At 73.0% G+C, this 23,435-nt stretch carries 16 protein-coding genes; 10 read left to right on the forward strand and 6 right to left on the reverse strand.

All coding sequences use genetic code 11. From position 1 onward, the window contains the following. Nucleotides 1–24 precede the first annotated feature (24 nt). Complete coding sequence (locus ABZO31_RS20085; RefSeq protein WP_406862599.1) at nucleotides 25–1,149, forward strand: GuaB3 family IMP dehydrogenase-related protein; 1,125 nt, start codon at nucleotides 25–27, stop codon at nucleotides 1,147–1,149. Nucleotides 1,150–1,186: 37 nt separating this feature from the next. On the opposite strand, the gene ABZO31_RS20090 is transcribed toward ABZO31_RS20085, so the two are convergent. The 3 genes from ABZO31_RS20090 to ABZO31_RS20100 form a co-directional block, all read right to left on the reverse strand. Next, nucleotides 1,187–1,636: a hypothetical protein gene (locus tag ABZO31_RS20090; RefSeq protein ID WP_406862600.1), complete on the reverse strand. Its 450-nt coding sequence runs from the start codon at nucleotides 1,634–1,636 to the stop codon at nucleotides 1,187–1,189. Between the two features lie 105 nt (nucleotides 1,637–1,741). Then, nucleotides 1,742–2,233: a hypothetical protein gene (locus tag ABZO31_RS20095; protein ID WP_406862601.1), complete on the reverse strand. Its 492-nt coding sequence runs from the start codon at nucleotides 2,231–2,233 to the stop codon at nucleotides 1,742–1,744. A 93-nt stretch (nucleotides 2,234–2,326) separates the two neighbouring features. After that, nucleotides 2,327–3,568, reverse strand: coding sequence for a nucleotide sugar dehydrogenase (locus tag ABZO31_RS20100; RefSeq protein ID WP_406862602.1), 1,242 nt, complete (start codon nucleotides 3,566–3,568; stop codon nucleotides 2,327–2,329). 243 nt (nucleotides 3,569–3,811) lie between these two features. On the opposite strand from ABZO31_RS20100, the gene ABZO31_RS20105 reads away from it, so the two are divergent. Further along, entirely contained in the window at nucleotides 3,812–5,518 is a 1,707-nt protein-coding gene (locus ABZO31_RS20105; RefSeq protein WP_406862603.1) for a glycerol-3-phosphate dehydrogenase/oxidase, read from the forward strand. A gap of 53 nt (nucleotides 5,519–5,571) precedes the next feature. Here the strand turns inward: ABZO31_RS20105 and ABZO31_RS20110 are convergent, their stop codons facing one another. Beyond that, entirely contained in the window at nucleotides 5,572–6,579 is a 1,008-nt protein-coding gene (locus ABZO31_RS20110) for a serine hydrolase domain-containing protein (RefSeq protein WP_406862604.1), read from the reverse strand. A gap of 162 nt (nucleotides 6,580–6,741) precedes the next feature. Here ABZO31_RS20110 and ABZO31_RS20115 point away from each other — a divergent pair, with 162 nt between their 5' ends. From ABZO31_RS20115 to ABZO31_RS20140, 6 genes are all read left to right on the forward strand, one after another. Beyond that, nucleotides 6,742–8,901 carry a serine/threonine-protein kinase gene (locus ABZO31_RS20115; RefSeq protein ID WP_406862605.1) on the forward strand — a complete coding sequence of 720 codons (2,160 nt, stop codon included), beginning with the start codon at nucleotides 6,742–6,744 and terminating at the stop codon, nucleotides 8,899–8,901. Between the two features lie 57 nt (nucleotides 8,902–8,958). Continuing rightward, nucleotides 8,959–11,634 carry a protein kinase gene (locus ABZO31_RS20120; RefSeq protein WP_406862606.1) on the forward strand — a complete coding sequence of 892 codons (2,676 nt, stop codon included), beginning with the start codon at nucleotides 8,959–8,961 and terminating at the stop codon, nucleotides 11,632–11,634. 91 nt (nucleotides 11,635–11,725) lie between these two features. Beyond that, nucleotides 11,726–13,342: a serine/threonine-protein kinase gene (locus ABZO31_RS20125; RefSeq protein ID WP_406862607.1), complete on the forward strand. Its 1,617-nt coding sequence runs from the start codon at nucleotides 11,726–11,728 to the stop codon at nucleotides 13,340–13,342. Between the two features lie 27 nt (nucleotides 13,343–13,369). Continuing rightward, the gene (locus tag ABZO31_RS20130; protein WP_406862608.1) at nucleotides 13,370–15,007 is read left to right on the forward strand and encodes a serine/threonine-protein kinase; all 1,638 of its coding nucleotides are present in this window, start codon (nucleotides 13,370–13,372) and stop codon (nucleotides 15,005–15,007) included. Between the two features lie 122 nt (nucleotides 15,008–15,129). Then, on the forward strand, nucleotides 15,130–16,782 hold the full coding sequence (locus tag ABZO31_RS20135; protein WP_406862609.1) for a succinic semialdehyde dehydrogenase: 1,653 nt from the start codon (nucleotides 15,130–15,132) through the stop codon (nucleotides 16,780–16,782). Nucleotides 16,783–16,818: 36 nt separating this feature from the next. Then, a complete protein-coding gene (locus tag ABZO31_RS20140) occupies nucleotides 16,819–18,630 on the forward strand; it encodes a GMC oxidoreductase (protein ID WP_406862610.1) in 1,812 nt (603 codons plus the stop codon). Nucleotides 18,631–18,709: 79 nt separating this feature from the next. Here ABZO31_RS20140 and ABZO31_RS20145 read toward each other — a convergent pair whose 3' ends face one another. Beyond that, entirely contained in the window at nucleotides 18,710–19,747 is a 1,038-nt protein-coding gene (locus tag ABZO31_RS20145) for a hypothetical protein (RefSeq protein WP_406862611.1), read from the reverse strand. A 487-nt stretch (nucleotides 19,748–20,234) separates the two neighbouring features. Then, entirely contained in the window at nucleotides 20,235–20,531 is a 297-nt protein-coding gene (locus ABZO31_RS20150; protein WP_406862612.1) for a chorismate mutase, read from the reverse strand. Between the two features lie 325 nt (nucleotides 20,532–20,856). On the opposite strand from ABZO31_RS20150, the gene guaA reads away from it, so the two are divergent. Together guaA and ABZO31_RS20160 are read left to right on the forward strand one after the other, a co-directional pair. Next, nucleotides 20,857–22,446: a glutamine-hydrolyzing GMP synthase gene (gene guaA / locus ABZO31_RS20155; protein ID WP_406862613.1), complete on the forward strand. Its 1,590-nt coding sequence runs from the start codon at nucleotides 20,857–20,859 to the stop codon at nucleotides 22,444–22,446. A 115-nt stretch (nucleotides 22,447–22,561) separates the two neighbouring features. Next, nucleotides 22,562–23,350, forward strand: a complete 789-nt coding sequence (locus ABZO31_RS20160; RefSeq protein WP_406862614.1) for a class II aldolase/adducin family protein — start codon at nucleotides 22,562–22,564, stop codon at nucleotides 23,348–23,350. Nucleotides 23,351–23,435 lie beyond the last annotated feature (85 nt).

Raw genomic sequence — 23,435 nt, forward strand, 5'->3', positions numbered from 1 at the left:
ACGTAGAAGGAAAGGCCACACATCGTGACTGAGATCGAGATCGGGCGCGGCAAGCGCGGCCGCAGGGCGTACGCGTTCGACGACATCGCCGTCGTACCGAGCCGGCGCACCCGGGACCCGAAGGAGGTCTCGATCGCCTGGCAGATCGACGCCTACCGGTTCGAGCTGCCCTTCCTGGCCGCCCCGATGGACTCGGTCGTCTCCCCGCAGACCGCCATCCGGATCGGCGAGCTCGGCGGCCTCGGAGTGCTGAACCTCGAGGGCCTGTGGACCCGGTACGAGGACCCGCAGCCGCTGCTCGACGAGATCGCCGAGCTGGACCCGGAGACCGCGACCCGCCGTCTGCAGGAGATCTACGCGGCTCCGATCAAGGAGGAGCTGATCGGGCAGCGCATCAAGGAGGTGCGCGACTCGGGCGTGGTGACCGCCGCCGCCCTGTCCCCGCAGCGCACCGCCCAGTTCTCCAAGGCCGTCGTCGACGCCGGCGTGGACTTCTTCGTGATCCGCGGCACCACCGTCTCCGCCGAGCACGTCTCCGGCGCGGCCGAGCCGCTGAACCTCAAGCAGTTCATCTACGAGCTGGACGTCCCGGTCATCGTCGGCGGCTGCGCCACGTACACCGCCGCCCTGCACCTGATGCGCACCGGCGCGGCGGGCGTCCTCGTCGGCTTCGGCGGCGGCGCGGCGCACACCACCCGCAACGTGCTCGGCATCCAGGTCCCGATGGCGACCGCGGTCGCCGACGTGGCCGCGGCCCGCCGCGACTACATGGACGAGTCCGGCGGCCGGTACGTGCACGTCATCGCCGACGGCGGCGTGGGCTGGTCGGGCGACCTGCCGAAGGCGATCGCCTGCGGTGCGGACGCCGTGATGATGGGCTCGCCGCTGGCCCGTGCCACGGACGCTCCCGGCAAGGGCCGGCACTGGGGCATGGAGGCCGTCCACGAGGACGTGCCGCGCGGCAAGCTCGTCGACCTGGGCATCGTCGGCACCACCGAGGAGGTCCTGGCGGGCCCCTCGCACACGCCGGACGGTTCGATGAACTTCTTCGGTGCCCTGCGCCGGGCGATGGCGACCACGGGCTACTCCGAGCTCAAGGAGTTCCAGCGCGTCGAGGTCACGGTCGCGGACTCGCAGCACCGCCGCTGACGTACCGCGCGCGTGTGCCCGGCGCGCACGCGGATGCCTAGCGGGCGCCGCCCTTGCGGACGCCCGCTACGGCACCCGCGGCGCCGAGGGCGAAGAACAGGACCGTGAACTTGTCCCGGAAGAGCAGGTCCCAGGTCTCGCCCACCAGGCCGGAGTGGCTCAGGAAGACCTCGGTGAGCGCGATGTTCAGGTCCTGGCTGGTGATGAGCGCGGCGATAACGAGTTCGCCGAGGTAGACGCCGCCGATCGAGAACACGGCGGCGGCCGCCTGGAGCACCGGGTTCGCACCGCCCGCCTTGCCGGACACGTAGCCGGTGAAGAAGCCGAGGGCGACGGCGGCCCAGCTGATCTCGACGTGGAACGTGCCGCCGACCACGCCGTACACGACGCCGCCGATCAGGGCGACGATCACCGCCGCCAGCACGCCGAGCAGCGCACTGTCCGGCTCGGGCGCGGGCTCGGACGGATGCGGGTATCGCTGGGACATGCTCGGTTCCCCCCTGGAACGTGTGGACGCACGTGCGAGCGTAAAGGTCCGGACACCAGGAGAGGCCCCGCACCCACCAGGGTGCGGGGCCTCTGTTCGTACGGGTTACGCGGCGGCCTTGCGGACGCCGGCGAACGCGGCGACGGCGGCGAACACGAAGAACACGAACGTCATGAGGTCCTTGCTCTCGTTCCAGGCCTGGACCAGCACGTCGAAGTTCTGGAAGAACATCTCCGTGAACGGGATGTTCAGCTCCTTGCCGCCGATCATCGCGATGCCGACGAGCTGGCCGAGGTAGACGCCGCCGACCGAGAACAGGGCCGCGACGACCTGCAGGATCCGGTTCGGGCCGCCCACCTTGCCGCCCGCGAAGCCCGCGAGGAAGCCGACGGCGACGGCGGCCCAGCCGATCTCCATCTCGATCTCGCCGGCGACGACGCCGTAGACGATGCCGGCGACGAGCGCGGCGACCAGCGCCGCCGCGATGCCGAGGCCGAGGTTGGCGCGGACCGGGGCCGGCGGGGCCGGGTACGGCTCGGGGGCGGGTGCGGCGCCGCCGGCGAACGGATTGCCGGGCGGCGGAACGGGCTGAGACATGCTGCGGATCCCCCCATGGGACGGTGGCGCACGGCTGTGCGAGCGAGAGGGCCGGAGAGTAGCACTCCGCTCAGACAGCCGTCGCGGGCGTTCTCAGAGGCGGTGGGCCGCGCCTGCCGGGGTCGCGCCACGGGTGTCGAGGAGGAGTTGGGCCTTCACCGCCAGGCCCTGGAGGTCGTAGGTGCGGTGGTGCTGCAGAAGCACCGTCAGGTCCGCGTCGGCGGCTGCCTCGTAGAGGGAGTCGGCGCGGGGGACGGGCAGGTCCCGCACCCGCCAGTCCAGGACGTGCGGGTCGTGGAAACTGACGGCCGCGCCGAGGTCCCGCAGCCGGCGGGCGATCTCGGTGGCGGGGGCGGCCTGGCGGTCGGCGAGGTCGGGCTTGTACGTGACGCCGAGGAGCAGGATCCGGGCGCCGCGGGCGGACTTGCCGTGCTCGTTGAGGAGTGTGGTGCAGCGCTGGACGACGTACTGCGGCATCCGCTCGTTGACCTGGCTCGCCAGCTCGACCATGCGCAGCGGGCGGTGCGTGCCGAGGGTGTCGACGGGGACGCCGTGGCCGCCGACGCCCGGGCCGGGACGGAAGGCCTGGAAGCCGAACGGCTTGGTCTCGGCGCAGCGGATGACGTCCCACAGGTCGACGCCGATCTCGTGGCAGAGCACCGCCATCTCGTTGACCAGCGCGATGTTGACGTGCCGGAAGTTGGTCTCCAGGAGCTTGACCGTCTCGGCCTCGCGCGGCCCGCGGGCGCGGACGACCTTGTCGGTGAGGCGCCCGTAGAAGGCGGCGGCGGACTCGGTGCAGGCGGGGGTGAGTCCGCCGATGACCTTGGGTGTGCCGTGGTAGCCGCGGGTGCGGCTGCCGGGGTCGAGCCGGTCGGGGGAGTACGCGAGGTGGAAGTCGCGGCCGGCGCGCAGTCCGGAGCCGGCTTCGAGCAGGTCGCGCAGGAGCCCCTCGGTGGTGCCGGGCGGGACGGGGGACTCGAGCAGGACGGTGGTGTGCGGGCGGAGCCGGGCGGCCAGTGCGCGGGCGGCGTCGGTGACGGCGGTGAGGTCGAGGTCCCGGTCGGCGCCGGGCGGGGTGGGGGCGCAGATGACGGCGGTGCGGACGCGGCCGAGTTCGGCCGGCTGGGTGGTCGGCCGGAAGCCCCCCGAGAGCATCCGGCGGATCTCCGAGGCGGTGAGCGAGCCGTCGACGGGCGGGCGGCCCGCGGCGAGTTCGGCGACGGCGCGCGGGTCGGTGTCGAAGCCGACGGTGTCGATGCCGGCGGCGATGGCGGCCTGGGCGAGGGGGAGTCCGTGGTGGCCGAGGCCGATGACGGCGAGATCAGCGGGCATGGAGGAGGGCCGTCCTTCCCAGTAGCCGGAGGGGACGCGATGCGCAAGCCCGGTGGACAGAACGAGGCGAGTGCAATGTCAGACTAGGCGTAAATATGACCGACATGTGGCATTGCAAGGTCGAAGTCGCCGAGTGTTATCCACAGAACGTGACGGGCAGTGGCTGAAGTCGGAGGGTCGGGACAGAATCGTCTGTGAGCCCGACCACACGGGCGACCTCGCGGGGGACGACGGGAGGCAGCGGTGAGGACAGCGACACTGGGACCGGCCGAGCGCGCCGAGGCGCTCGCGGCCATGGCCGAGCGCGAGCTGGACGTGCTGGTGGTGGGCGGCGGCGTGGTCGGCGCCGGCACGGCGCTCGACGCGGCCACGCGCGGACTGGCGACCGGACTCGTCGAGGCCCGTGACTGGGCGTCGGGCACGTCCAGCCGGTCGAGCAAGCTGATCCACGGCGGGCTGCGCTACCTGGAGATGCTCGACTTCGCTCTGGTGCGCGAGGCGTTGAAGGAGCGCGGACTGCTCCTCGAACGGCTCGCACCGCACCTGGTGAAGCCGGTGCCCTTCCTCTACCCGCTGCAGCACAAGGGGTGGGAGCGGTTCTACGTGGGCTCGGGCATCGCGCTGTACGACGCGATGTCGATCTCCTCCGGGCACGGCCGCGGCCTGCCGGTGCACCGTCACCTCACCCGCCGGAACGCACTGCGGGTCGCGCCCTGCCTGAAGAAGACCGCCCTGGTGGGCGCGCTGCAGTACTACGACGCCCAGATGGACGACGCCCGCTTCGTCGCCACCCTGGTGCGCACCGCGGCGAGCTACGGGGCGAAGGCCGCCAGCCGGGCCCGGGTGACCGGCTTCCTGCGCGAGGGCGAGCGAGTGGTCGGCGCGCGGGTGCAGGACGTGGAGGCGGGTGCGGAGTACGAGATCCGCGCCCGGCAGATCGTCAACGCGACCGGGGTGTGGACGGACGACACCCAGGCGCTCATCGCAGAACGGGGGCAGTTCCATGTACGCGCGTCGAAGGGCATCCATCTGGTGGTGCCCAAGGACCGGATCCACTCGAATACCGGCCTGATCCTGCGGACCGAGAAGTCCGTGCTGTTCGTGATCCCTTGGGGCCGGCACTGGATCGTCGGCACCACGGACACCGGCTGGGACCTGGACAAGGCCCATCCGGCGGCCTCCAGCGCCGACATCGACTATCTCCTCGAACACGTCAACAGCGTGCTGGCGGTGCCGCTGGGCCGGGACGACGTCCAGGGCGTGTACGCCGGGCTGCGGCCGCTGCTCGCGGGGGAGTCGGACGCCACCAGTCTGCTCTCGCGCGAGCACACCGTCGCCCACCCCGTGCCCGGGCTCGTGGTGGTGGCCGGCGGCAAGTACACGACGTACCGGGTGATGGCGAAGGACGCGGTGGACGAGGCGGTGCACGGCCTCGACATGCGGGTCGCCGCCTGCGTCACCGAGGACGTGCCGCTGCTCGGCGCGGAGGGCTACCAGGCGCTGTGGAACGCGCGGGCCAGGATCGCCGCCCGGCACGGGCTGCACGTCGTCCGGGTCGAGCATCTGCTCAACCGCTACGGCTCCCTGACGGAGGAACTGCTCGACCTGATCGCCGCCGACCCCAGGCTCGGCCGGCCGCTGGCGGCGGCGGACGACTATCTGCGGGCCGAGATCGTGTACGCCGCCTCGCACGAGGGGGCGCGGCACCTGGACGACGTGCTGACCCGGCGGACCAGGATCTCGATCGAGACCTTCGACCGGGGGACGCGCAGCGCGCGGGAGTGCGCCGAGCTCATGGCGCCCGTACTGGGCTGGGACAAGAACCAGATCGAGAAAGAGGTGGAGCACTACGAGAAGCGGGTGGAGGCGGAACGCGAGTCGCAGCTCCAGCCGGACGACCTGACGGCGGACGCGGCCCGGCTGGGCGCGCCGGACATCGTGCCGATCTGACGGGGCCGGATCTGACGGGGCGCGGAGCTGACGAGGTCGGGACCTGACGGGGGTCAGGGGCAGAAGGCGGAGTCCAGCAGGGCGTGTTGGAGTCTGCGGTCGGCCGGGCGGTCGGTGGTGACCCGGAAGACGAGGGTGCGGCGGCCGTCGGCGGTGACCGCGGCCCGGACGGCGCTGCCGGTGATCCGGCCGCTGTGCCCCCAGACGGTGACCCCGCACGGGAGCCGGACGGGCTCGACGGCCAGGCCGTAGCGGCCGCCGGTGGCCGAGGTGTCGAGCAGCTCGCGCAGCTGGGCGGGCGGGAGCAGCCGGCCGCCGAGCAGCGCGGAGTAGAAGCGGCTCAGATCGTCGAGGGTGGACACCAGCTCGCCCGCCGCCCCCGCGGTCCGGGGGTCGAGCGGGGGCTCGCCCGGGCGGTGCGGGGCGGGCAGGGTCCGGCGGGAGCCGGGGAAGGACGTGCCGGTCAGGGAGAGGGGGACGAGGATGCGGCGGTGCGCCTCGACGGCGTAGGGGCGGCCGGTGACGCGCTCGACGAGCAGACCGAGCAGGACGTAGTTGGTGTTGGAGTACGCGAACGAGCCCACCGGGCCCGGGGCGTGGGCCAGAGCGGTCCGCAGCGCCGCGGCCGGGGTGACGGGCGGAGGGGAGGCGCCGGCGCGGACGTAGTCGTACAGGCCGCTGGTGTGGTCGAGCAGGGTGCGGACCGTGATGCGGGGGTCGAGCGGCCGGCCGGGGACCGGGTTGCCGAGCCGGGCGCGGACGGGTTCGTCGAGCCGCAGCCGGCCCTCGGCGACGAGCTGGAGGACGACCGTGGCCACGAAGGTCTTGGTGAGGCTGCCGGCCCGGAAGTGCTCGTCCCGGCGGACGGCGGGCGCGCCCGCGGTGGTGAACCGGTCCGGCGTGCCCGGCGCGGTGACCAGCGCGGCCGCGGCGGGGACACCGCCCTCGGTGACGAACCGGGCCAGGACGGGAGGAGTCGGTTCCGTGGCGAGGGGCGCCGGGGCCAGCCCGAGGACGGCCGCGACCAGGGGCGCGGCGAGTCGGGTGCGGGCCGGTGGCATGGTGGGAGTCCCTTCGTCCGCGGCCATCCTTCCGGAGTGCGGACCCCGGAGCGGCACCGGTCCCGGTGTGAGGGACAATGGGCTGTCTTCCGGGGCGGGTTACCGCAATCACAGCGGGACGCGGCGGACGCGGGCGAGGACGAGGGATCGCAGAGGGGACGCATGTCGGAGGCGGAGCAGTCGCGGAGCACGGCATCAGAGGGTGCCGGGACCGACGACAACCGGGGTGTGGTTCCCGCGGCGCGTGAGGGGGAGCGGGCGGACGAGTCCGTCCGCGACGAGCCCGAGGGCGCGACCGAGGGGGCGAAGGACGCCGAGAAGGCCGCGGACGCGCCGTCGGCGGCGGACGCGGCGCCGAAGGACGCCCGGACCTCGGTCCTGACGAAGGCTCCGCGGGAGAGCGGGGCAGGAGGTTCGGCCGGCGGGGCGTTCGGGAAGGCGCCGGCGCCGACGGCCGAGGGACGGCTGCTCTCGAACCGGTACCGGCTGGGCAAGGTGCTCGGCCGGGGCGGCATGGGCACCGTCTGGCGCGCCGTCGACGAGACGCTCGGCCGGACCGTCGCCGTCAAGGAACTCCGGTTCCCCAACAGCATCGACGAGGACGAGAAGCGCCGCCTCATCACCCGCACCCTGCGCGAGGCCAAGGCCATCGCCCGGGTCCGCAACAACGGCGCGGTGACCGTCTTCGACGTCGTCGACGAGGACGACCGCCCGTGGATCGTCATGGAGCTCGTCGAGGGCAAGTCCCTCGCCGACGCCATCCGCGAGGACGGCACGCTCACGCCGCGCCGTGCCGCCGAGGTCGGCCTCGCCATCCTCGACGTGCTGCGTTCCGCGCACCGCGAGGGCATCCTGCACCGCGACGTGAAGCCCTCCAACGTGCTGATCGCCGAGGACGGCCGGGTCGTCCTCACCGACTTCGGCATCGCGCAGGTCGAGGGCGACCCCTCGATCACCTCCACCGGCATGCTCGTCGGCGCGCCCTCCTACATCTCGCCCGAGCGGGCCCGCGGCCACAAGCCCGGTCCCGCCGCCGACCTGTGGTCGCTGGGCGGACTGCTGTACGCGAGCGTCGAGGGCAGCCCGCCGTACGACAAGGGCTCCGCCATCGCCACGCTCACCGCGGTGATGACCGAGCCGGTCGACCCGCCGAAGAACGCCGGCCCCGGCCTGGAGCAGGTCATCTTCGGCCTGCTCGCCAAGGACCCGGCGCAGCGCCTCGACGACGCCGGCGCCCGCGCGCTGCTCGAGGCGGTGCTCGCCGAGCCCGCCCCGCCGGCCGCCGAGCCGTCGCCGGAGAAGACGCGGGTCGTCCCGCTGCCCCCGGTCCCGCCGGAGGAGCCGGCGGCGAAGCCGGGTACGGAGAAGCCGCGCACGGCGAACCCGGTGGCGGACAAGTCGGCCGTCGCCGCCGAGCGGATGCGCGGCGCGTTGAAGTCGGTGCGGAACGCGGCGGCCGCGGCCGCCGCGCAGCAGAAGCAGCGGCAGCAGAAGCCGCAGCGCCCCGAGGGGTCCGCGCCGGCCCGGGCCTCGCTCACCGACGTCGTCCCGCGCCGCACGCTGGTGATCATCGCCGTGGTCGCGGCCCTCGCCGTGCTCGCGACGGTCATCGGGATCGTGATGAGCGGCGGTGACGACAACAAGGCCAAGGGCGGTACCGGCACCGGCAAGGGCGGCGACAAGGTCGCCTCGTCCGGGGCGACCGGTGGTGACGCCGGCGCGGGCGAGTCGCCCACCGACCCCGGTCAGCAGGGCGGCGACAAGGCCACCGGCGAGCCCGGCACGGGCGGCGACGCCACGCCGCCCGGCACGACGCCCACCGGCGGGGCGAGCAACCCCCCGGCCACCGGCACGGGCACGCAGCTGCCCGCCGGCTACGTGCAGGTGACCAACGCCCGCTTCCACTTCACCATGGCCATGCCGGCCCGCTTCAAGCTCACCGGCATAGCCGGCCAGAACTCCGGCGCCATCTTCAGCGCCTCCGGCGGCTTCCCGCGCGTCCAGGTGGACTTCAACGCGAGCCCCAAGGACGACGCCGCCGCGGCCTGGGCGTCCGCCGTCTCCGCGGTCTCCGCGAGCAGCAACGGCTACCAGCACCTCGGCATCAGGAAGGTGTCCTACAAGGGCTACCCGACGGTCGCCGACTGGGAGTTCGAGCGCAACCAGCAGGGCATCCGGGTGCACGTCCTCAACCGCGGCTTCAAGGTCGACGCCAAGCACGGCTACTCGATCATGGTCAGCTGCAAGGCGAGTGAGTGGAACGGGCCCGAGTGCCGCACGCTGCGGGAGACGGCGTTCGCGACATTCAGCCCCAAGGACTGACCCACGCCACGTATCGTGGGGCGGGGTTGGGGGACTGCACGCTGCTGGGGAGGCGTCGTGGACGACTACGCGGGGAGAGTGCTCGCCGACCGCTACCGCCTTCCGCTGCCGCCCTCCGACGCGTACGAACTCGTCGAGACCCGGGCGTTCGACACGTACAGCGGCCAGGAGGTGCTGGTCCGCCAGGTCCCGCTGCCCGAGGTCGTCGACGCCGAGGTCCTGGACGCGGACGGCCGCGCGTACGGAGCCGGGTACGGGCACGGCGGCGCGCCCCGCAAGGCGCAGGGGCGGGCCACCCGGCGGCCCAACGACCCGGCGGTCCGCCGTGCCATCGAGGCGGCGCAGGCCGCCGCCCAGATCCCCGACCACCCGCGGCTCGACCAGGTCTTCGACGTGTTCGCGGAGGCCGGTTCGCTGTGGATAGTGAGCGAGCTGATCCCCGCCCGCCCGCTCGCCGCGCTCCTCGCGGAACGCCCGCTGGACCCGTACCGCGCCGCCGAGATCGCCTCCGACCTCCTCACCGCCCTCCGCGTGCTCCACGCCCACGGCTGGACCCACCGGAACATCACCACGCGCACGGTCCTGATCTGCGACGACGGCCGCGTCGTCCTCACCGGCCTCGCCGCCGGCGCCGCCGAGGAGGCCCTCTGCGGCTACGCCCCGATCCCCCCGGAGGACCGCGAGGACGAGGGCGAGGACGAGCGGGAGTACGGGGCGGCGTACGCCCCCGCGTACGACACCGAAGACCCCGAAGACACCGAAGACACCGACCACGCCTACGAGGAGGCCGAGGCCCCGGCCGCGTACGAGCCTGCTCCCGGCCCCGCGGCCCCCGACGTACCGACGTCCGGCGCCCCTGCCCTCGACGGCGACCCCGCTCGCGGGTCGCTGCTTCCCGCGCCCCGGCAGGCCGGGGGCGAGCTGGAGGCCGTGCGCGCCGACCCGGCCGGTGCGCCGCCGAGTTCGGCCGCTGACGTCCGCGCGGCCCGGGCCGGCGCCATCGCCGCGTACCGGGCCGGGGCGCGCGCCGCCGCCCGGATCTCCGAGACGCGGGCCGCGCTGCCCCCGGCGGACGTGCGTCCGCCGGGTCCGCCCGCGCCGGCCGACGGGGCGCCCGAACCCCAGTGGTGGGCCCGCGCCGCGGCCGACGACGAGGACGACGACGGCGGTGACGACGACTACGGGCCCGAGCCCGGCCGCGCCATGCTCGCCGGCACCTGGAGCGACGGCCCGCACGTCTCCCGCGACGGCGCCGCGCCCGTTCCGGCCGGCGGTCTGCCGGCCCGCGCCTCCGACGCGGACTCCGCGCGTCTGCCCGGCCGTTGGGAGGAGGTGGTCGCCGCGGGCGGCCCCCCGCCCGCGTACCGCGGCCCCGCCACCCCGCTCGCCGCCGAGCGCGCCCGCCAGGCCCGGATCGCCCTCGTCGGCCCGGTCACCGAGCGCTGGGCCCCCGAGCAGGCCGGTCCCGTCCACGAGAACTGGCAGCTCGCGCCGCCCATCGGCCCCGCGACCGACCTCTGGGCCCTCGGCGCGCTGCTCTACCGCGCGGTACAGGGCCACGCCCCGTACCCCGAGGAGAGCGCGGTCGAGCTGGTCCAGCTGGTCTGCGCCGAGCCGCCGGCGTTCGCCGAGGAGTGCGGTCCGCTCCGTCCTGTCGTCGAGTCCCTGCTGCGTCAGGACCCCACCGAGCGCCCCGACTTCGAGGAGCTGCGCGGCTGGCTCCGCTCGCTCATCAGGTCCGCGCCGGAGCCGGAGCTGGGCGCCGCGGCCGTGCCGCTGCCGGCCGACGACCCGACGCGGCTCCCGATCGTGCGCCGCCGTGGCGAACTGGTCCGCAAGCGCCGTGGCCGGCACAAGAAGGGCAAGGAGCAGAAGCGCCGCGCACCGGCCGAATTCCGGGCCGACGACGAGCAGTTCCGCGAGGAGCTGCCCCAGCACGCCCCGAAGCCCCTCAAGACCCCCAAAGCGCCCAAGCCGCCGCGGGCTTCCAAGGCGCCCAGGGCACCCAGGGCACCCAAGGCCCCCAAGTCGCCCAGAAGTTCCGGCAGCCCCCGCGCGCTCGGCCGCGTCCTGCTGCTCCTGGTCCTGCTGCTGCTCGGCGGCGCCGTCGCGTACGCCTTCCTCTTCATGCCCAGGCAGGGGCAGGAGGGCGGCGACGCCGCGCCCGCGCCTCAGCCGACGCAGCAGTCCGAACAGCCCCAGCAGCCCCAGCCCAAGCCCACCCCGACGCCCACCCCCACCCGCACACCCCCGCCCCAGCAGTCCCCCGCCCCCGACCTCGCCCCCGGCTACCGGCTGCACAAGGACCCCGAGGGCTTCCAGCTCGCGGTCGCCAAGGGCTGGAAGCGCTCCGGGAAGAACGACGACGGACAGGTCCGCTTCACCAGCGGCGACTTCACCCTGCTCGTCGTCCCCGGCCGGGACACCGTGCAGGCCAACGGCTCCGACCCGATGGCGTACCAGCGCACCCGGGAGCGCGAGCTCCAGCCGTGGCGGGACTCCTCCTGGTCCGGCGCGACCGGCCTGCGCCGGGTCGACGTGGGCCGACAGGCGATGGCCGAGGGGCAGTTCACCTGGCAGGACGACGACGGCCGTGAGCTGTACGTTCGCAACCTGGCCCTGATCGTGAACGGTCGTTACCACGTCGTCCAGGTGATCGGCCCGGACGCCCAGCGCGACAAGGTCTCCGAGGTCTACCAGCAGGCGGTGAAGGCGTACAGCACCACCCGCTGACGGTCACAGTGCGGTTCAAATGCGCGCCCCGAGGTTCCGCCCCCCGTACCCCCCTCCGTAACCTGGCATCCGAAGGAACGGGCGGGGGAACGTGGAACATTCTCAGAGCACAGGCGCCGGACCCCTGCTCGCCGGTAGATACCGGCTGAGCGAGTCCATCGGCCGCGGCGGCATGGGCAAGGTCTGGCGTGCTCAGGACGAGGTCCTGCACCGCACGGTCGCGGTGAAGGAGCTGACGGCGGGTCGGTTCGTGTCCGAGGCCGACCGGGCCGTGCTGCACGCCCGGACGCAGAAGGAGGCCCGGGCCGCGGCCCGGATCACCCACCCGGGCGTGGTCACCGTGCACGACGTCCTGGAGCACGACGACCGCCCGTGGATCGTCATGCAGTACGTCGACGGGCCCTCGCTCGCCGACGCGATGAAGGAGTCCACGCCCGACGCCCGCGAGGCGGCCCGGATCGGGCTGCACGTCCTCGGCGCGCTGCGCGCCGCGCACGCGGCCGGGGTGCTGCACCGCGACGTCAAGCCCGGCAACGTGCTGCTGGCCCGGGACGGCCGCGTCCTGCTCACCGACTTCGGCATCGCCGCCATCGAGGGCGACTCGACGATCACCCGGACCGGCGAACTCGTCGGCTCCATCGACTATCTGGCGCCCGAGCGGGTCCGCGGCGGCGCGCCCGGACCGTCCTCCGACCTGTGGTCGCTGGGCGCGACGCTGTACGCGGCCGTGCAGGGCGTGAGCCCGTTCCGCCGCGACTCGCCGATCACCACCATGCAGGCCGTGGTGACGGAGGAGCCGGTGTTCCCGGACAAGGCCGGGGCGCTCGCGCCGGTCATCACCGCGCTGCTCCGCAAGGACCCGGAGGGCCGCCCGTCGGCCGACGCGGCCGAGCGGATGCTCCTGGAGGCGATGGAGGGCCGGACGCCGAAGGCGGCGCAGGCGTTCGTGCCGACCCAGCGGGTCGAGGCCGCCCAGCTCGACTCGGTCGTCACCCTCCAGCAGCCCGTGCCGTCCACCGCCGACTCGCCGGTCACGACCACGTCCACGTCGTCCGGCGGCGGCCGGTGGCGCGCGGCGGTCGTGGCGGCCGTCGTCGCCGGACTGGTCGCGGGCGCCGCGGTGTTCGCCGTGATGACGTACGGGAACGGGGCGAACGGCGACGACCGCGACAAGCAGGGGCGCGGCCCCGGCCCGTCGGCCGGCGCCACCACCACGCCTGGCAAGGAGAAGGGGACGGGCGACGAGGTCGTCGACCCGGCCGGCTGGCGGCGGGTGAAGGACGAGGAGGGCTTCAGCATCTCGGTGCCCAAGGGCTGGAAACGGCAGATCAACCACGGGGGCCAGATCGACTACACCCCGGACAACGGACGGCACCTCCTGCGCATCAGCATCGACCGGCAGCCCGACTTCGAGACGCCGCTGCTGCACGCCAAGGACCTGGAGAAGCAGCTCAGGAAGCGGTTCGGCTACAAGCGCGAGCGGCTGACCCAGAACACCTTCCGGGACCAGCAGTACGCCTGTCTCCTGGAGTTCAGCTGGACCGAGCGGCAGAACCATCCGGGACCGCGGCGCGCGATCGACCAGTTCTACTACGGCGACGACGGCACGGAGTACGCCATCTACATGTCCTCGCCGGCGGGCGAATGGGACGAAACCCGCCGGCAGTTCGACCACATGCTGAAAAGCTGGCAGCCGCCGAGCGACTGACACCCGGGGTTCGGCAGGATGGTGGCCATGAACGACTACGGGGGACGGATGAACGAGCCCACCAGCTACGGACTTCAGCCGCCGAGACCGCCGGAAGGGCCGGTGCCCCAGCACCCGGCCCCGCCCCACGCGGCACCTCCCCATGCAGTACCTCCCCAGGGCGAGCCCGGCACCGGCCGGGTCGTCGGCGGCCGGTACCGGCTGCTCGCGCGGCTCGGGCACGGCGGTATGGGCACGGTGTGGCGGGCCCGCGACGAGGTCGTCGACCGCGAGGTCGCCGTCAAGGAGCCGCGCGTGCCGGACCATCTGTCCGACCAGGAGCGCGGAAACATCCATCTGCGGATGCAGCGCGAGGCCCGGGCGGCCGCCCGGATCGACCACCCGGCCGTGGTCACCGTGCACGACGTCGTCGTCGAGGACGCCCGGCCGTGGGTCGTGATGGAGCTGGTCCGGGGCCAGTCGCTGGCCGACCGGCTCCAGGAGGGCACCCTGGACCCGCGCGAGGCCGCGCGGATCGGTCTGGACGTCCTGGGCGCGCTGGCCGCCGCCCACGAGGTCGGGGTGCTGCACCGCGACGTGAAGCCGGACAACGTCCTGCTCGGCCGCGCCGACCGGGTGGTGCTCACCGACTTCGGCATCGCCACGATCGAGGGCGAGCAGCGGCTGACCGAGACCGGCGCGTTCGTGGGCTCGCCGGAGTTCGTCGCGCCGGAGCGGCTGCTCGGGCAGCGGCCGGGGCCGGAGTCGGACCTGTGGTCGCTGGGCGTGGTGCTGTACGCGGCGGTGGAGGGCATGTCGCCGTTCCGCCGGACGAACACCCCGGCGACCCTGCAGGCGGTGCTCTCCGCCGAGCCGCAGTCCCCGGCGCGGGCGCCCGGCCCGTTCGGCGGCCTCGTGATGCGGCTGCTGCGCAAGGACCCGGCGGCGCGGCCGGGCCCGGCGGAGATCCGCGCCGTGCTGGAGGCCGTGGCCGCTCCCGTACCGGTGCACGCCCCCACGCAGGCCGCATCGGTGCCGGCGCGGTCCCGCAGCCGCTGGGTGCCGCCCGTGCTCGCGGAGAGCCGCGGGGCCCGGTACGGGTTCCTCGGCGGCGTCCTGGCGGTCGCCCTGGCGGCGACGCTCCTGGTCCTGGACCCGTTCTCCGGGGACGAGCCGCCGGCGGGCTGGCAGGTGCGCCCGGAGCGCGAGCTGCTGCGGGCCGAGGTGACGATCCCGGAGGAGTACAAGCGGCTCCAGGACGACGACTACGGGGCCGTCTGGTTCACCGACCCCAGCGGCGTCTTCGAGATCGACTTCTGGCACTCGAAGGCCGACGAGAACAATCCGGGGGCCGACGCCGGGGCGCGGAAGACCAAGTACGAGAAGGGCGGCGAGAACGGCCTGCAGATGAAGGACGCGGAGGTCACCGTGAAGGGCGTCCAGCACCAGGGCCGTAAGGCGTCCGAGCTGGTCGTCGACTACACGCCGTACTCGTCGGCCGAGGACGACCCGGTCCGCTACCGCTACCACGAGCTGCTGATCCCGGGCGAGGGCAGGACGTACTGGCACCTGCGGGTCAAGATGCCCGCCGAGGGGAAGGCCGCGAAGGACGGTGAGGGGATCTATGCCGAGGTTGTGAAGGGACTGCGGATCGAAGATTTCTCGGCGGCCGCCACGACGGACTGACTCCGTGCCAATCCCCTGATCAGGGCTTATTTGCCAGCGATCACTGGCGCGGTTGTGGGTGGGCGGTGAAAAGTGTTACCGACGGGTACCCAAAGCGCGGAACGGGGCCTACCCTCGCCCTCATGACGGACTCGCAGGCCACCGCCCCCACCGCCCAGGACACCGAGGCCCCCGCCGCTCCGGTGTCCGTCGGCACCAACCCGATCGCCCCCGCCCCGGCCGGTGCGCGCACGGCCGCCGACGTCGTGACCCCGGACCTGGTGGCCCGGCTCACCAAGGGCGTCGTCGGGTCCGGCCGCACCGCCAACCACACCCCGTACACCGGGGAGAAGCTGGCGGACCTGCCCGAGTCCACCCCCGAGGACGTCGCCGAGGCGTTCGCCCTCGCCCGCGCCGCCCAGACCGTCTGGGCGGCCACCCCGGTCCACCGCCGCGCCGCCGTCCTGCTCCGCTTCCACGACCTGCTCCTGGACCGCCAGGCCGAGGTCCTGGACCTGATCCAGCTGGAGACCGGCAAGGCCCGGCTGCACGCCCACGAGGAGATCCAGGCGGTCGCCGTCGCCGCCCGGCACTACGGCCGCCGCGCCGCCGCGTACCTGAAGCCCAAGCGGCACACCGGCGTCGTCCCGACCCTCACCAAGGTCACCGAACTGCGCCAGCCGCGCGGTGTCGTCGGCCAGATCGCGCCCTGGAACTACCCGCTCGAACTCTCCGTCGGCGACGCGCTGCCCGCCTTCGTCTCGGGCAACGCCGTCGTCATGAAGCCGGACACCGAGACCGCGCTGACCGCCCTGTGGGCGCGCGACCTGCTGATCGAGGCCGGCCTGCCGGCCGCCGTCTTCCAGGTCGTCCTCGGCGAGGGCCCGGTCGTCGGCCCGGCCGTCGTCGAGCACGCCGACTACGTCTCCTTCACCGGCTCCACCCGCACCGGCCGCGAGGTCGCCCAGGGCGCCGCGGCCCGCCTCGTCGGCGTCTCCCTCGAACTCGGCGGCAAGAACGCCATGCTGGTCCTCGACGACGCCGACGTGGAGAAGGCCGCCGCCGGCGCCGTCCGCGCCTGCTTCTCCTCCGCCGGCCAGCTCTGCATCTCCATCGAGCGGCTGTACGTCCACGAGTCCGTCGCCGACGACTTCGTCGCCCGGTTCGCCGCCCGCACCAAGGCCATGCGGCTCGGCAACTCCCTCGCCTACGGGGCCGACATGGGCTCCCTCGTCGGCACGCGCCAGCTGGAGACCGTCACCCGGCACGTCGAGGAGGCCGTCGCGAAGGGCGCCACGCTCGTCGCCGGCGGAGTCGCCCGCCCGGACATCGGCCCGCTGTTCTTCGAGCCGACCATCCTCGACGGCGTCGCCGCCCCGATGGCGGTCTGCTCCGAGGAGACCTTCGGCCCGGTCGTCTCGATCTACCGCTTCAAGGACGAGGCCGAGGTGATCGAGCTGGCCAACGCCACCCCGTACGGCCTCAACTCCTCGGTCTGGACGAAGAACTCCCGGCGCGGCCACGCCGTCGCGGCCCGGCTGCGCACCGGCACCGTCAACATCAACGAGGGCTACGCGCCGGCCTACGGCAGCGTGCAGTCCCCGATGGGCGGCATGAAGGACTCCGGCCTCGGCCGGCGCCACGGCTCCGAGGGCATCCTCAAGTACACCGAGGCGCAGACCGTCGCCCAGCAGCGGCTGATGCCGCTCGCACCGTCCTTCGGCATGGACGACGAGAAGTACGCCGCGTTCATGAGCGTGTCGCTGAAGGCGATGAAGGCCCTGCGCCTGCGCTGACGCCCTGTTCCCGCACCTTTTTCTCCGAGGAGAGCCATGACCGCGGTACCCCACGTCCAGAACCCCGACGAGGACGGCTCGTACGACTACGACGTGATCGTCGTGGGCTCCGGCTTCGGCGGCTCCGTCACGGCCCTGCGGCTCACCGAGAAGGGCTACCGGGTCGGCGTCCTGGAGGCCGGCCGCCGCTTCGCCCGCACCGACCTGCCCAGGAACTCCTGGGACCTGAAGAACTTCCTGTGGGCCCCGTCGCTCGGCCTGTACGGCATCCAGCGCATCCACCTGCTCGGCAATGTGATGGTGCTGGCCGGCGCGGGCGTCGGCGGCGGCTCGCTGAACTACGCCAACACCCTGTACGAGCCGCTGGCCCCGTTCTTCGACGACCCGCAGTGGAAGCACATCACCGACTGGCGCGAGGAGCTGAAGCCGTACTACGACCAGGCCAAGCGCATGCTGGGTGTGCGGCTCAACCCGACGATGACCCCGTCGGACGTCCACCTGAAGGCGACCGCGCAGGCCATGGGCATCGGCGACACCTTCCACATGGCGCCGGTGGGCGTGTTCTTCGGCGACGGCAAGGACGGCGCGGGCGACGCGAAGGCCAAGCCGGGCGGCGAGGTCGCCGACCCGTTCTTCGGCGGCGCGGGGCCCTCCCGGAAGGCCTGCACCGAGTGCGGCGAGTGCATGACCGGCTGCCGGCACGGCGCGAAGAACACCCTCAACGAGAACTACCTCTACCTCGCGGAGAAGGCGGGCGCGGTCGTCCACCCGATGACCTCGGTCGTCGCGGTCACCGAGGACTCCCGCGGCGGCTACGCGGTCAAGACCCTGCCCACCGACAACCGGAAGAAGGGCAAGGGCCGCACCTTCACCGCGCCGAAGGTCGTCATCGCCGCCGGCACCTACGGCACCCAGACGCTGCTGCACCGGATGAAGGACACCGGTCTGCTGCCCCGGATCTCCGGCAGGCTCGGCGAGCTCACCCGCACCAACTCCGAGGGCCTGGTCGGCTCCCAGACCACCGACCGCCGCTACCGCAAGAAGCACGGCCAGGCCAGGGCGGACTTCACCCGCGGCGTCGCCATCACCTCCTCGATCCACCCGGACGAGAACACCCACATCGAGCCGGTCCGCTACGGCAAGGGCTCCAACTCGATGGGCGCGCTGACGATCCTCCAGGTGCCGTACGGCGCGCACCGGGTGCGCAAGTGGTTCCTGGAGCTGCTCAAGCACCCCACCCTCGCGGCCCGTTCGCTGTCCAACCGGCGCTGGTCGGAGCGGACCATCATCGGTCTGGTGATGCAGTCCCTGGACAACTCGCTGACCACCTACCGCAAGCCCGGCGGCTTCGGGAAGGGCCTGCTCACCGCCCGCCAGGGCCACGGCGCGCCCAACCCGACGCAGATCGAGGCGGCGACGCGGGCCGCCGGCCTGCTCGCCGAGGAGATCAACGGCTTCGCCGGCTCCAACGTCGGCGAGCTGATGGGCACCCCGCTGACCGCGCACTTCCTCGGCGGCTGCCCGATCGGCGCGGACGCGGAGTCCGGCGTCATCGACCCGTACCACCGGCTGTACGGGCACCCGGGCATCTCGGTCGTGGACGGCGCGGCGGTCTCCGCCAACCTGGGAGTGAACCCGTCGCTGACGATCACGGCGCAGGCGGAGCGGGCGATGTCGTTCTGGCCGAACAAGGGCGAGGACGACCCGCGCCCGGCGCAGACGGAGACGTACGTCCGGCTGTCCCCGGTCGAGCCGAAGGCCCCGGCGGTCCCGGCGGAGGCGTTCGGCGCGCTGAAGCTGCCGTTCCTGGGCATGCCGACCGTTCCGAAGAAGGAGAACGAGTCGTAACACCCGGTCCGGAGACACAAGAAAGGCGCTGCGCCCCCCTCCGAGCGCAGCGCCTTTCTGTCTGTGGGGGCGTCAGCCCTTAGGCGGCAGCACCGCCGCTGCGCCGCCGCATCGCGAACACGACACCGGCGCCGGCGACCACGGCCACACCGCCGACCATGCCGATCACGGGCAGCACGTCGGAGGAGCCGGTCTCGGCGAGCGTGCCGGTCAGCTGCGGGGAGGTGTCGTTCGCGGGCTTGGTGTCCGGAACCGGGACCTTGCCGCCTTCCTGCGGCTTGGTGCCGTCGGTGTCCGTGCCCGACTTCACGATCTGGAACTTGTAGGCGACCTCGCCCTCGCCGAGGCAGTCGTCCTCGCCGACGTAGAGGCCCGCACCCAGGGTGAAGCCGGCGCCGACCGGAGCGCTCGCCTTCACGTTCAGACGCATCGGGATCTCGATCTCGTAGCCGGCCTCGATCTCGTCGGACTGGCCGACGTAGCCGACGGCGTCGCCGTCGAGGTCGAGGGTCTCCCAGCCGTCGTCGTTCTTGACCTGGAGCTCGACCTGCTTGGTCTTGAAGAGCTTCTCGCCCATCTCGTCGGCGGCGGCTCCGGCGAAGAAGTGCACCTCGCGGACGCTCTTCTCGGAGGCGTTGTAGACATCGAGGCTGAAGGTGTGCCAGCCGCTGCCCGCGGCGATCTTGCCGGGCAGGCCGTCGACGTTCAGCTCGAGGTCGCTGGACTCGCAGATCGGCGGCTCGGGGAACTCCTCGTCCTCGCCGGGCTTCGGCTCGTCCTCGGGCTTGGTCCCGCCCTCGCCGGAGCCGGGCTTGTCGTCCTTCTCCTCGCCCTCCGGTGTGGTGGCCGGCTGCTCGGCGTCCGCGTCCTTGTCGGCGTCCGGCGTCGTGGCCTCGGGGGACTTGTCGTCCGCCGGGGCGTCGGAGGGCTGCTCCGGAGTGGTGTCCGCGGTGTCGTCCGGCGTCGCCGGGTCGTCGCTCGGCTGTGCCGGGGTGTCGGACGTGGTGCTCGTGGTGCCGCCGTCGGTCGCGTACGCGGCGGGCGCCGCCAGAAGGGCGGCGGGCGCGATGACGGCCGTCGCGGCGGCGACGGCCAGGGCGCGGCGAAGCTGCTTCATCAGTTCCTCGGAGCAGTGCGGGCGTGCCGTGAGGTCACGGCACGGAGTCTGGGTGTACCCGCGTGGCGGCTACGGGCGAAACCGTGGGTTCCGCATGCATGACCTGTGGCCCGGGGGATTGGTTGTACGCCAAAGCCCCGGTCGGCATGTGACGCGTGTCACTTCTGCGCGGACCGGGGCCTCGCGGGGCGCCGGGGGGAGGGCGGCGCCGGGGGACCTGTGTGTGGGGAGAGGTGCGGATGCGGCCGGCTCCGGGCGTCCCCGGAGCCGGCCGTCCTTTCTGGGTGACCGGGCTGCTGTCCCCTGCGGTCCGGTCACGAGCGCCGGGGCGCGGTCCCACGACGCACCTGCGGTGCGTCACGCGCCCCAGCGAAGCCACGCGTGGGTGAAGCGGGCCCGCCCCTGGCTGGCACGGACAACGGGACCAACGAAGCCGCCGCGGGACCGGTCACGCGCCGTACGGGTGAGTCCGGAACCGCACGCGCGTTCAGATGCGGCCCCGGCACAGCTCCAGCATCGTCATCGCGAGCGCCGTGCCCGGCTTGCCCAGGGCGTCGCGGTAGTGGCCGAGGACCTCCATCTCGCGGGCCAGGTTCACCCGGCGGCCGCCGGAGGAGATCCGGGCCTCCTGGATGACGGCCGAGACGGCCATCCGTTCCTGGATCAGACCGATGATCCGGTCGTCGAGCGCGTCGATCCGCTCGCGGGCGTCGCCGATCAGCGTCGCCGCCTCGTCGGTGCGGGCGCCGGTCTTCTCGGTGGCGGGCTGCGTCTGCGTGGTCATGTCTCGGGGCTCCTCGTGGTGCGGGGTCCCCGGGGCGGTCCGGCCCGGTGATACGCAGAGCGCCCCGGGCCTTGTCGGCCCGGGGCGCCTGGGAAGTCGCTTGTCAGTAGCTCAAGCAGCACGACCATGGCAGCCGGTGGGCCGGTTGCCATAGGTAAAGACGAAGGTCGTGAGCGTGCGCATGCGGACAGTATGCCCCCCTCCGTCCCGGCCCCGGCAATCCGGTTCGGATGGTGAGACGAAAGGGAAGCACCGGCGCGCCGGTAGAATCGACAAATAGCCCCCTCCCTCCGAGGACGTCTCCTACCGCCGGAAGGCCGCCGTAGTGTCATCAGCGACCCCCGCTGCCGCGCCCGTCTCCCACCCGGACGTCGTCCTGGTCGTCGACTTCGGCGCCCAGTACGCCCAGCTCATCGCCCGCCGCGTCCGTGAGGCGCGGGTCTACAGCGAGATCGTCCCGTCCACCATGCCGGTGGCCGAGATGCTGGCCAAGAAGCCGAAGGCGATCATCCTCTCCGGCGGCCCCTCGTCCGTGTACGCGGAGGGCGCCCCGCGGCTCGACCGCGCGCTCTTCGAGGCCGGCGTCCCCGTCTTCGGCATGTGCTACGGCTTCCAGCTGATGGCGACCACGCTCGGCGGCACCGTCGACAACACGGGCGCCCGCGAGTACGGCCGTACCCCGCTGCACGTCTCCAAGGCGGGCTCGACCCTCTTCGAGGGCACCCCGGTCGAGCAGTCCGTGTGGATGTCGCACGGCGACGCCTGCTCCGCCGCCCCCGAGGGCTTCGCCGTCACCGCGTCCACCGACGTGGTCCCGGTCGCCGCCTTCGAGAACGACGAGAAGAAGCTGTACGGCGTCCAGTACCACCCCGAGGTGCTGCACTCCACGCACGGCCAGCAGATCCTCGAGCACTTCCTCTACCGGGGCGCCGGCATCGAGCCGAGCTGGACCACCGGCAACGTCATCGAGGAGCAGGTCGCGGCCATCCGCGCCCAGGTCGGCGACAAGCGCGCCATCTGCGGTCTGTCCGGCGGTGTCGACTCCGCCGTGGCCGCCGCGCTGGTGCAGAAGGCCATCGGCTCGCAGCTCACCTGCGTGTACGTGGACCACGGTCTGATGCGCAAGAACGAGACCGAGCAGGTCGAGAAGGACTTCGTGGCCGCCACCGGCGCCAACCTGAAGGTCGTCGACGCGCAGGAGCGCTTCCTCGACGCGCTGGCGGGCGTCTCGGACCCGGAGACCAAGCGCAAGATCATCGGCCGCGAGTTCATCCGCGTGTTCGAGCAGGCGCAGCTGGAGATCCTCCAGGAGGAGGGCCCCGAGGTCGCGTTCCTCGTCCAGGGCACCCTCTACCCGGACATCGTCGAGTCCGGCGGCGGCACCGGCACCGCCAACATCAAGTCCCACCACAACGTGGGCGGCCTCCCCGACGACATCGAGTTCGAGCTCGTCGAGCCGCTGCGCCAGCTGTTCAAGGACGAGGTCCGGATGGTCGGCCAGGAGCTCGGCCTGCCCGAGGAGATCGTCCAGCGCCAGCCGTTCCCCGGCCCCGGCCTCGGCATCCGCATCGTCGGCGAGGTCACCAAGGAGCGCCTGGACCTGCTGCGCGAGGCCGACGCCATCGCCCGCGAGGAGCTGACCGCGGCCGGTCTCGACCGCGACATCTGGCAGTGCCCGGTCGTGCTGCTCGCCGACGTCCGCTCCGTCGGCGTCCAGGGCGACGGCCGCACCTACGGCCACCCGATCGTGCTCCGTCCGGTGTCCTCCGAGGACGCCATGACGGCCGACTGGTCGCGCCTGCCGTACGACGTGCTCGCCCGCATCTCGACCCGGATCACCAACGAGGTCGCCGACGTCAACCGCGTCGTCCTCGACGTGACCAGCAAGCCGCCGGGCACCATCGAGTGGGAGTAGGTTCCCGCCTCAGCGGTGCGAAGCCGTCGTCCCTCGCGAAAGGGGCGGCGGCTTCGCCGTTTTCGGCGTGTGATCTCTCTGGTCAGTTGCGGGACCCGGCGTTACCTTCCCGGCCATGAGCGAGACACCGGCCCCCAGACCCGCGGATCTGCTCCACTTCGCGACGCCCCCCGTCCACCCGACCGCCGAGGAGGAGCGGACGCACCGCAGGCAGCGGCTCGCGGGCGCGCTCCGGCTCTTCGCCGCGTTCGGGTACGAGGACGGGGTCTCCGGCCATCTCACCGCCCGGGACCCCGAGTACGACGACTGCTACTGGGTGAACCCCTTCGGCGAGCCCTTCGCCGGCATCCGGGCGAGCGACCTGCTCCTCGTCGACGGGGACGGCCGGGTCCGGCACGGCGAGCACCGGGTCAACCAGGCCGCGTTCGGGGTGCACGCCGCCGTGCACCGCGCCCGGCCCGAGGTCGTCGCCGTCGCCCACACGCACACCACGCACGGCCGGGCGCTGGCCGCGCTCGGCGAGCTGATCGAGCCGATCACCCAGGAGTCCTGCGCCTTCTACCGCGACCACGCGCTGTTTGACGCGTACACCGGCGCGGCCGTCGACGAGGACGAGGGACCGGCGATCGCCGCGGCCCTCGGTCCGTACAAGGCGATCGTGCTGCGCAACCACGGGCTGCTCACCGTCGGGGACTCCGTCGACGCGGCGGCCTGGTGGTTCATCGCCATGGAGCGGGCCTGCGAGATCCAGCTCGCCGCGCGGGCCGCGGGCAAGCCGGTGCCGATCGGGCACAAGGACGCGCTCGCCTCCCGGGCGCAGCTCGGCAGCGATCTGGTGGCGTGGTTCAGCTACCAGCCGCTGTGGCGGCGGATCAGTCGTGCGGAGCCCGAACTGCTGTCGTAGACAGGCCGGACATGAGCGTCTTGGTCGTCAATCGGATCAGTAGCCGATTCACCCTCCCGGGGGGCGTGCGGAGCACCGGAAGCGG

It is taken from the genome of Streptomyces solicamelliae (assembly GCF_045348655.1).
GTDB lineage: Bacteria > Actinomycetota > Actinomycetes > Streptomycetales > Streptomycetaceae > Streptomyces > Streptomyces solicamelliae.

Bases quoted from the DNA above. Each gene is read 5' to 3' on its own strand.
- ABZO31_RS20090 (WP_406862600.1), bottom strand. From the start codon at position 1,636: ATGTCCCAGCGATACCCGCATCCGTCCGAGCCCGCGCCCGAGCCGGAC.
- ABZO31_RS20095 (WP_406862601.1), bottom strand. From the start codon at position 2,233: ATGTCTCAGCCCGTTCCGCCGCCCGGCAATCCGTTCGCCGGCGGCGCC.
- ABZO31_RS20100 (WP_406862602.1), bottom strand. From the start codon at position 3,568: ATGCCCGCTGATCTCGCCGTCATCGGCCTCGGCCACCACGGACTCCCC.
- ABZO31_RS20110 (WP_406862604.1), bottom strand. From the start codon at position 6,579: ATGCCACCGGCCCGCACCCGACTCGCCGCGCCCCTGGTCGCGGCCGTC.
- ABZO31_RS20115 (WP_406862605.1), top strand. From the start codon at position 6,742: ATGTCGGAGGCGGAGCAGTCGCGGAGCACGGCATCAGAGGGTGCCGGG.
- ABZO31_RS20130 (WP_406862608.1), top strand. From the start codon at position 13,370: ATGAACGACTACGGGGGACGGATGAACGAGCCCACCAGCTACGGACTT.
- ABZO31_RS20135 (WP_406862609.1), top strand. From the start codon at position 15,130: ATGACGGACTCGCAGGCCACCGCCCCCACCGCCCAGGACACCGAGGCC.
- ABZO31_RS20140 (WP_406862610.1), top strand. From the start codon at position 16,819: ATGACCGCGGTACCCCACGTCCAGAACCCCGACGAGGACGGCTCGTAC.
- ABZO31_RS20145 (WP_406862611.1), bottom strand. From the start codon at position 19,747: ATGAAGCAGCTTCGCCGCGCCCTGGCCGTCGCCGCCGCGACGGCCGTC.
- ABZO31_RS20150 (WP_406862612.1), bottom strand. From the start codon at position 20,531: ATGACCACGCAGACGCAGCCCGCCACCGAGAAGACCGGCGCCCGCACC.
- ABZO31_RS20160 (WP_406862614.1), top strand. From the start codon at position 22,562: ATGAGCGAGACACCGGCCCCCAGACCCGCGGATCTGCTCCACTTCGCG.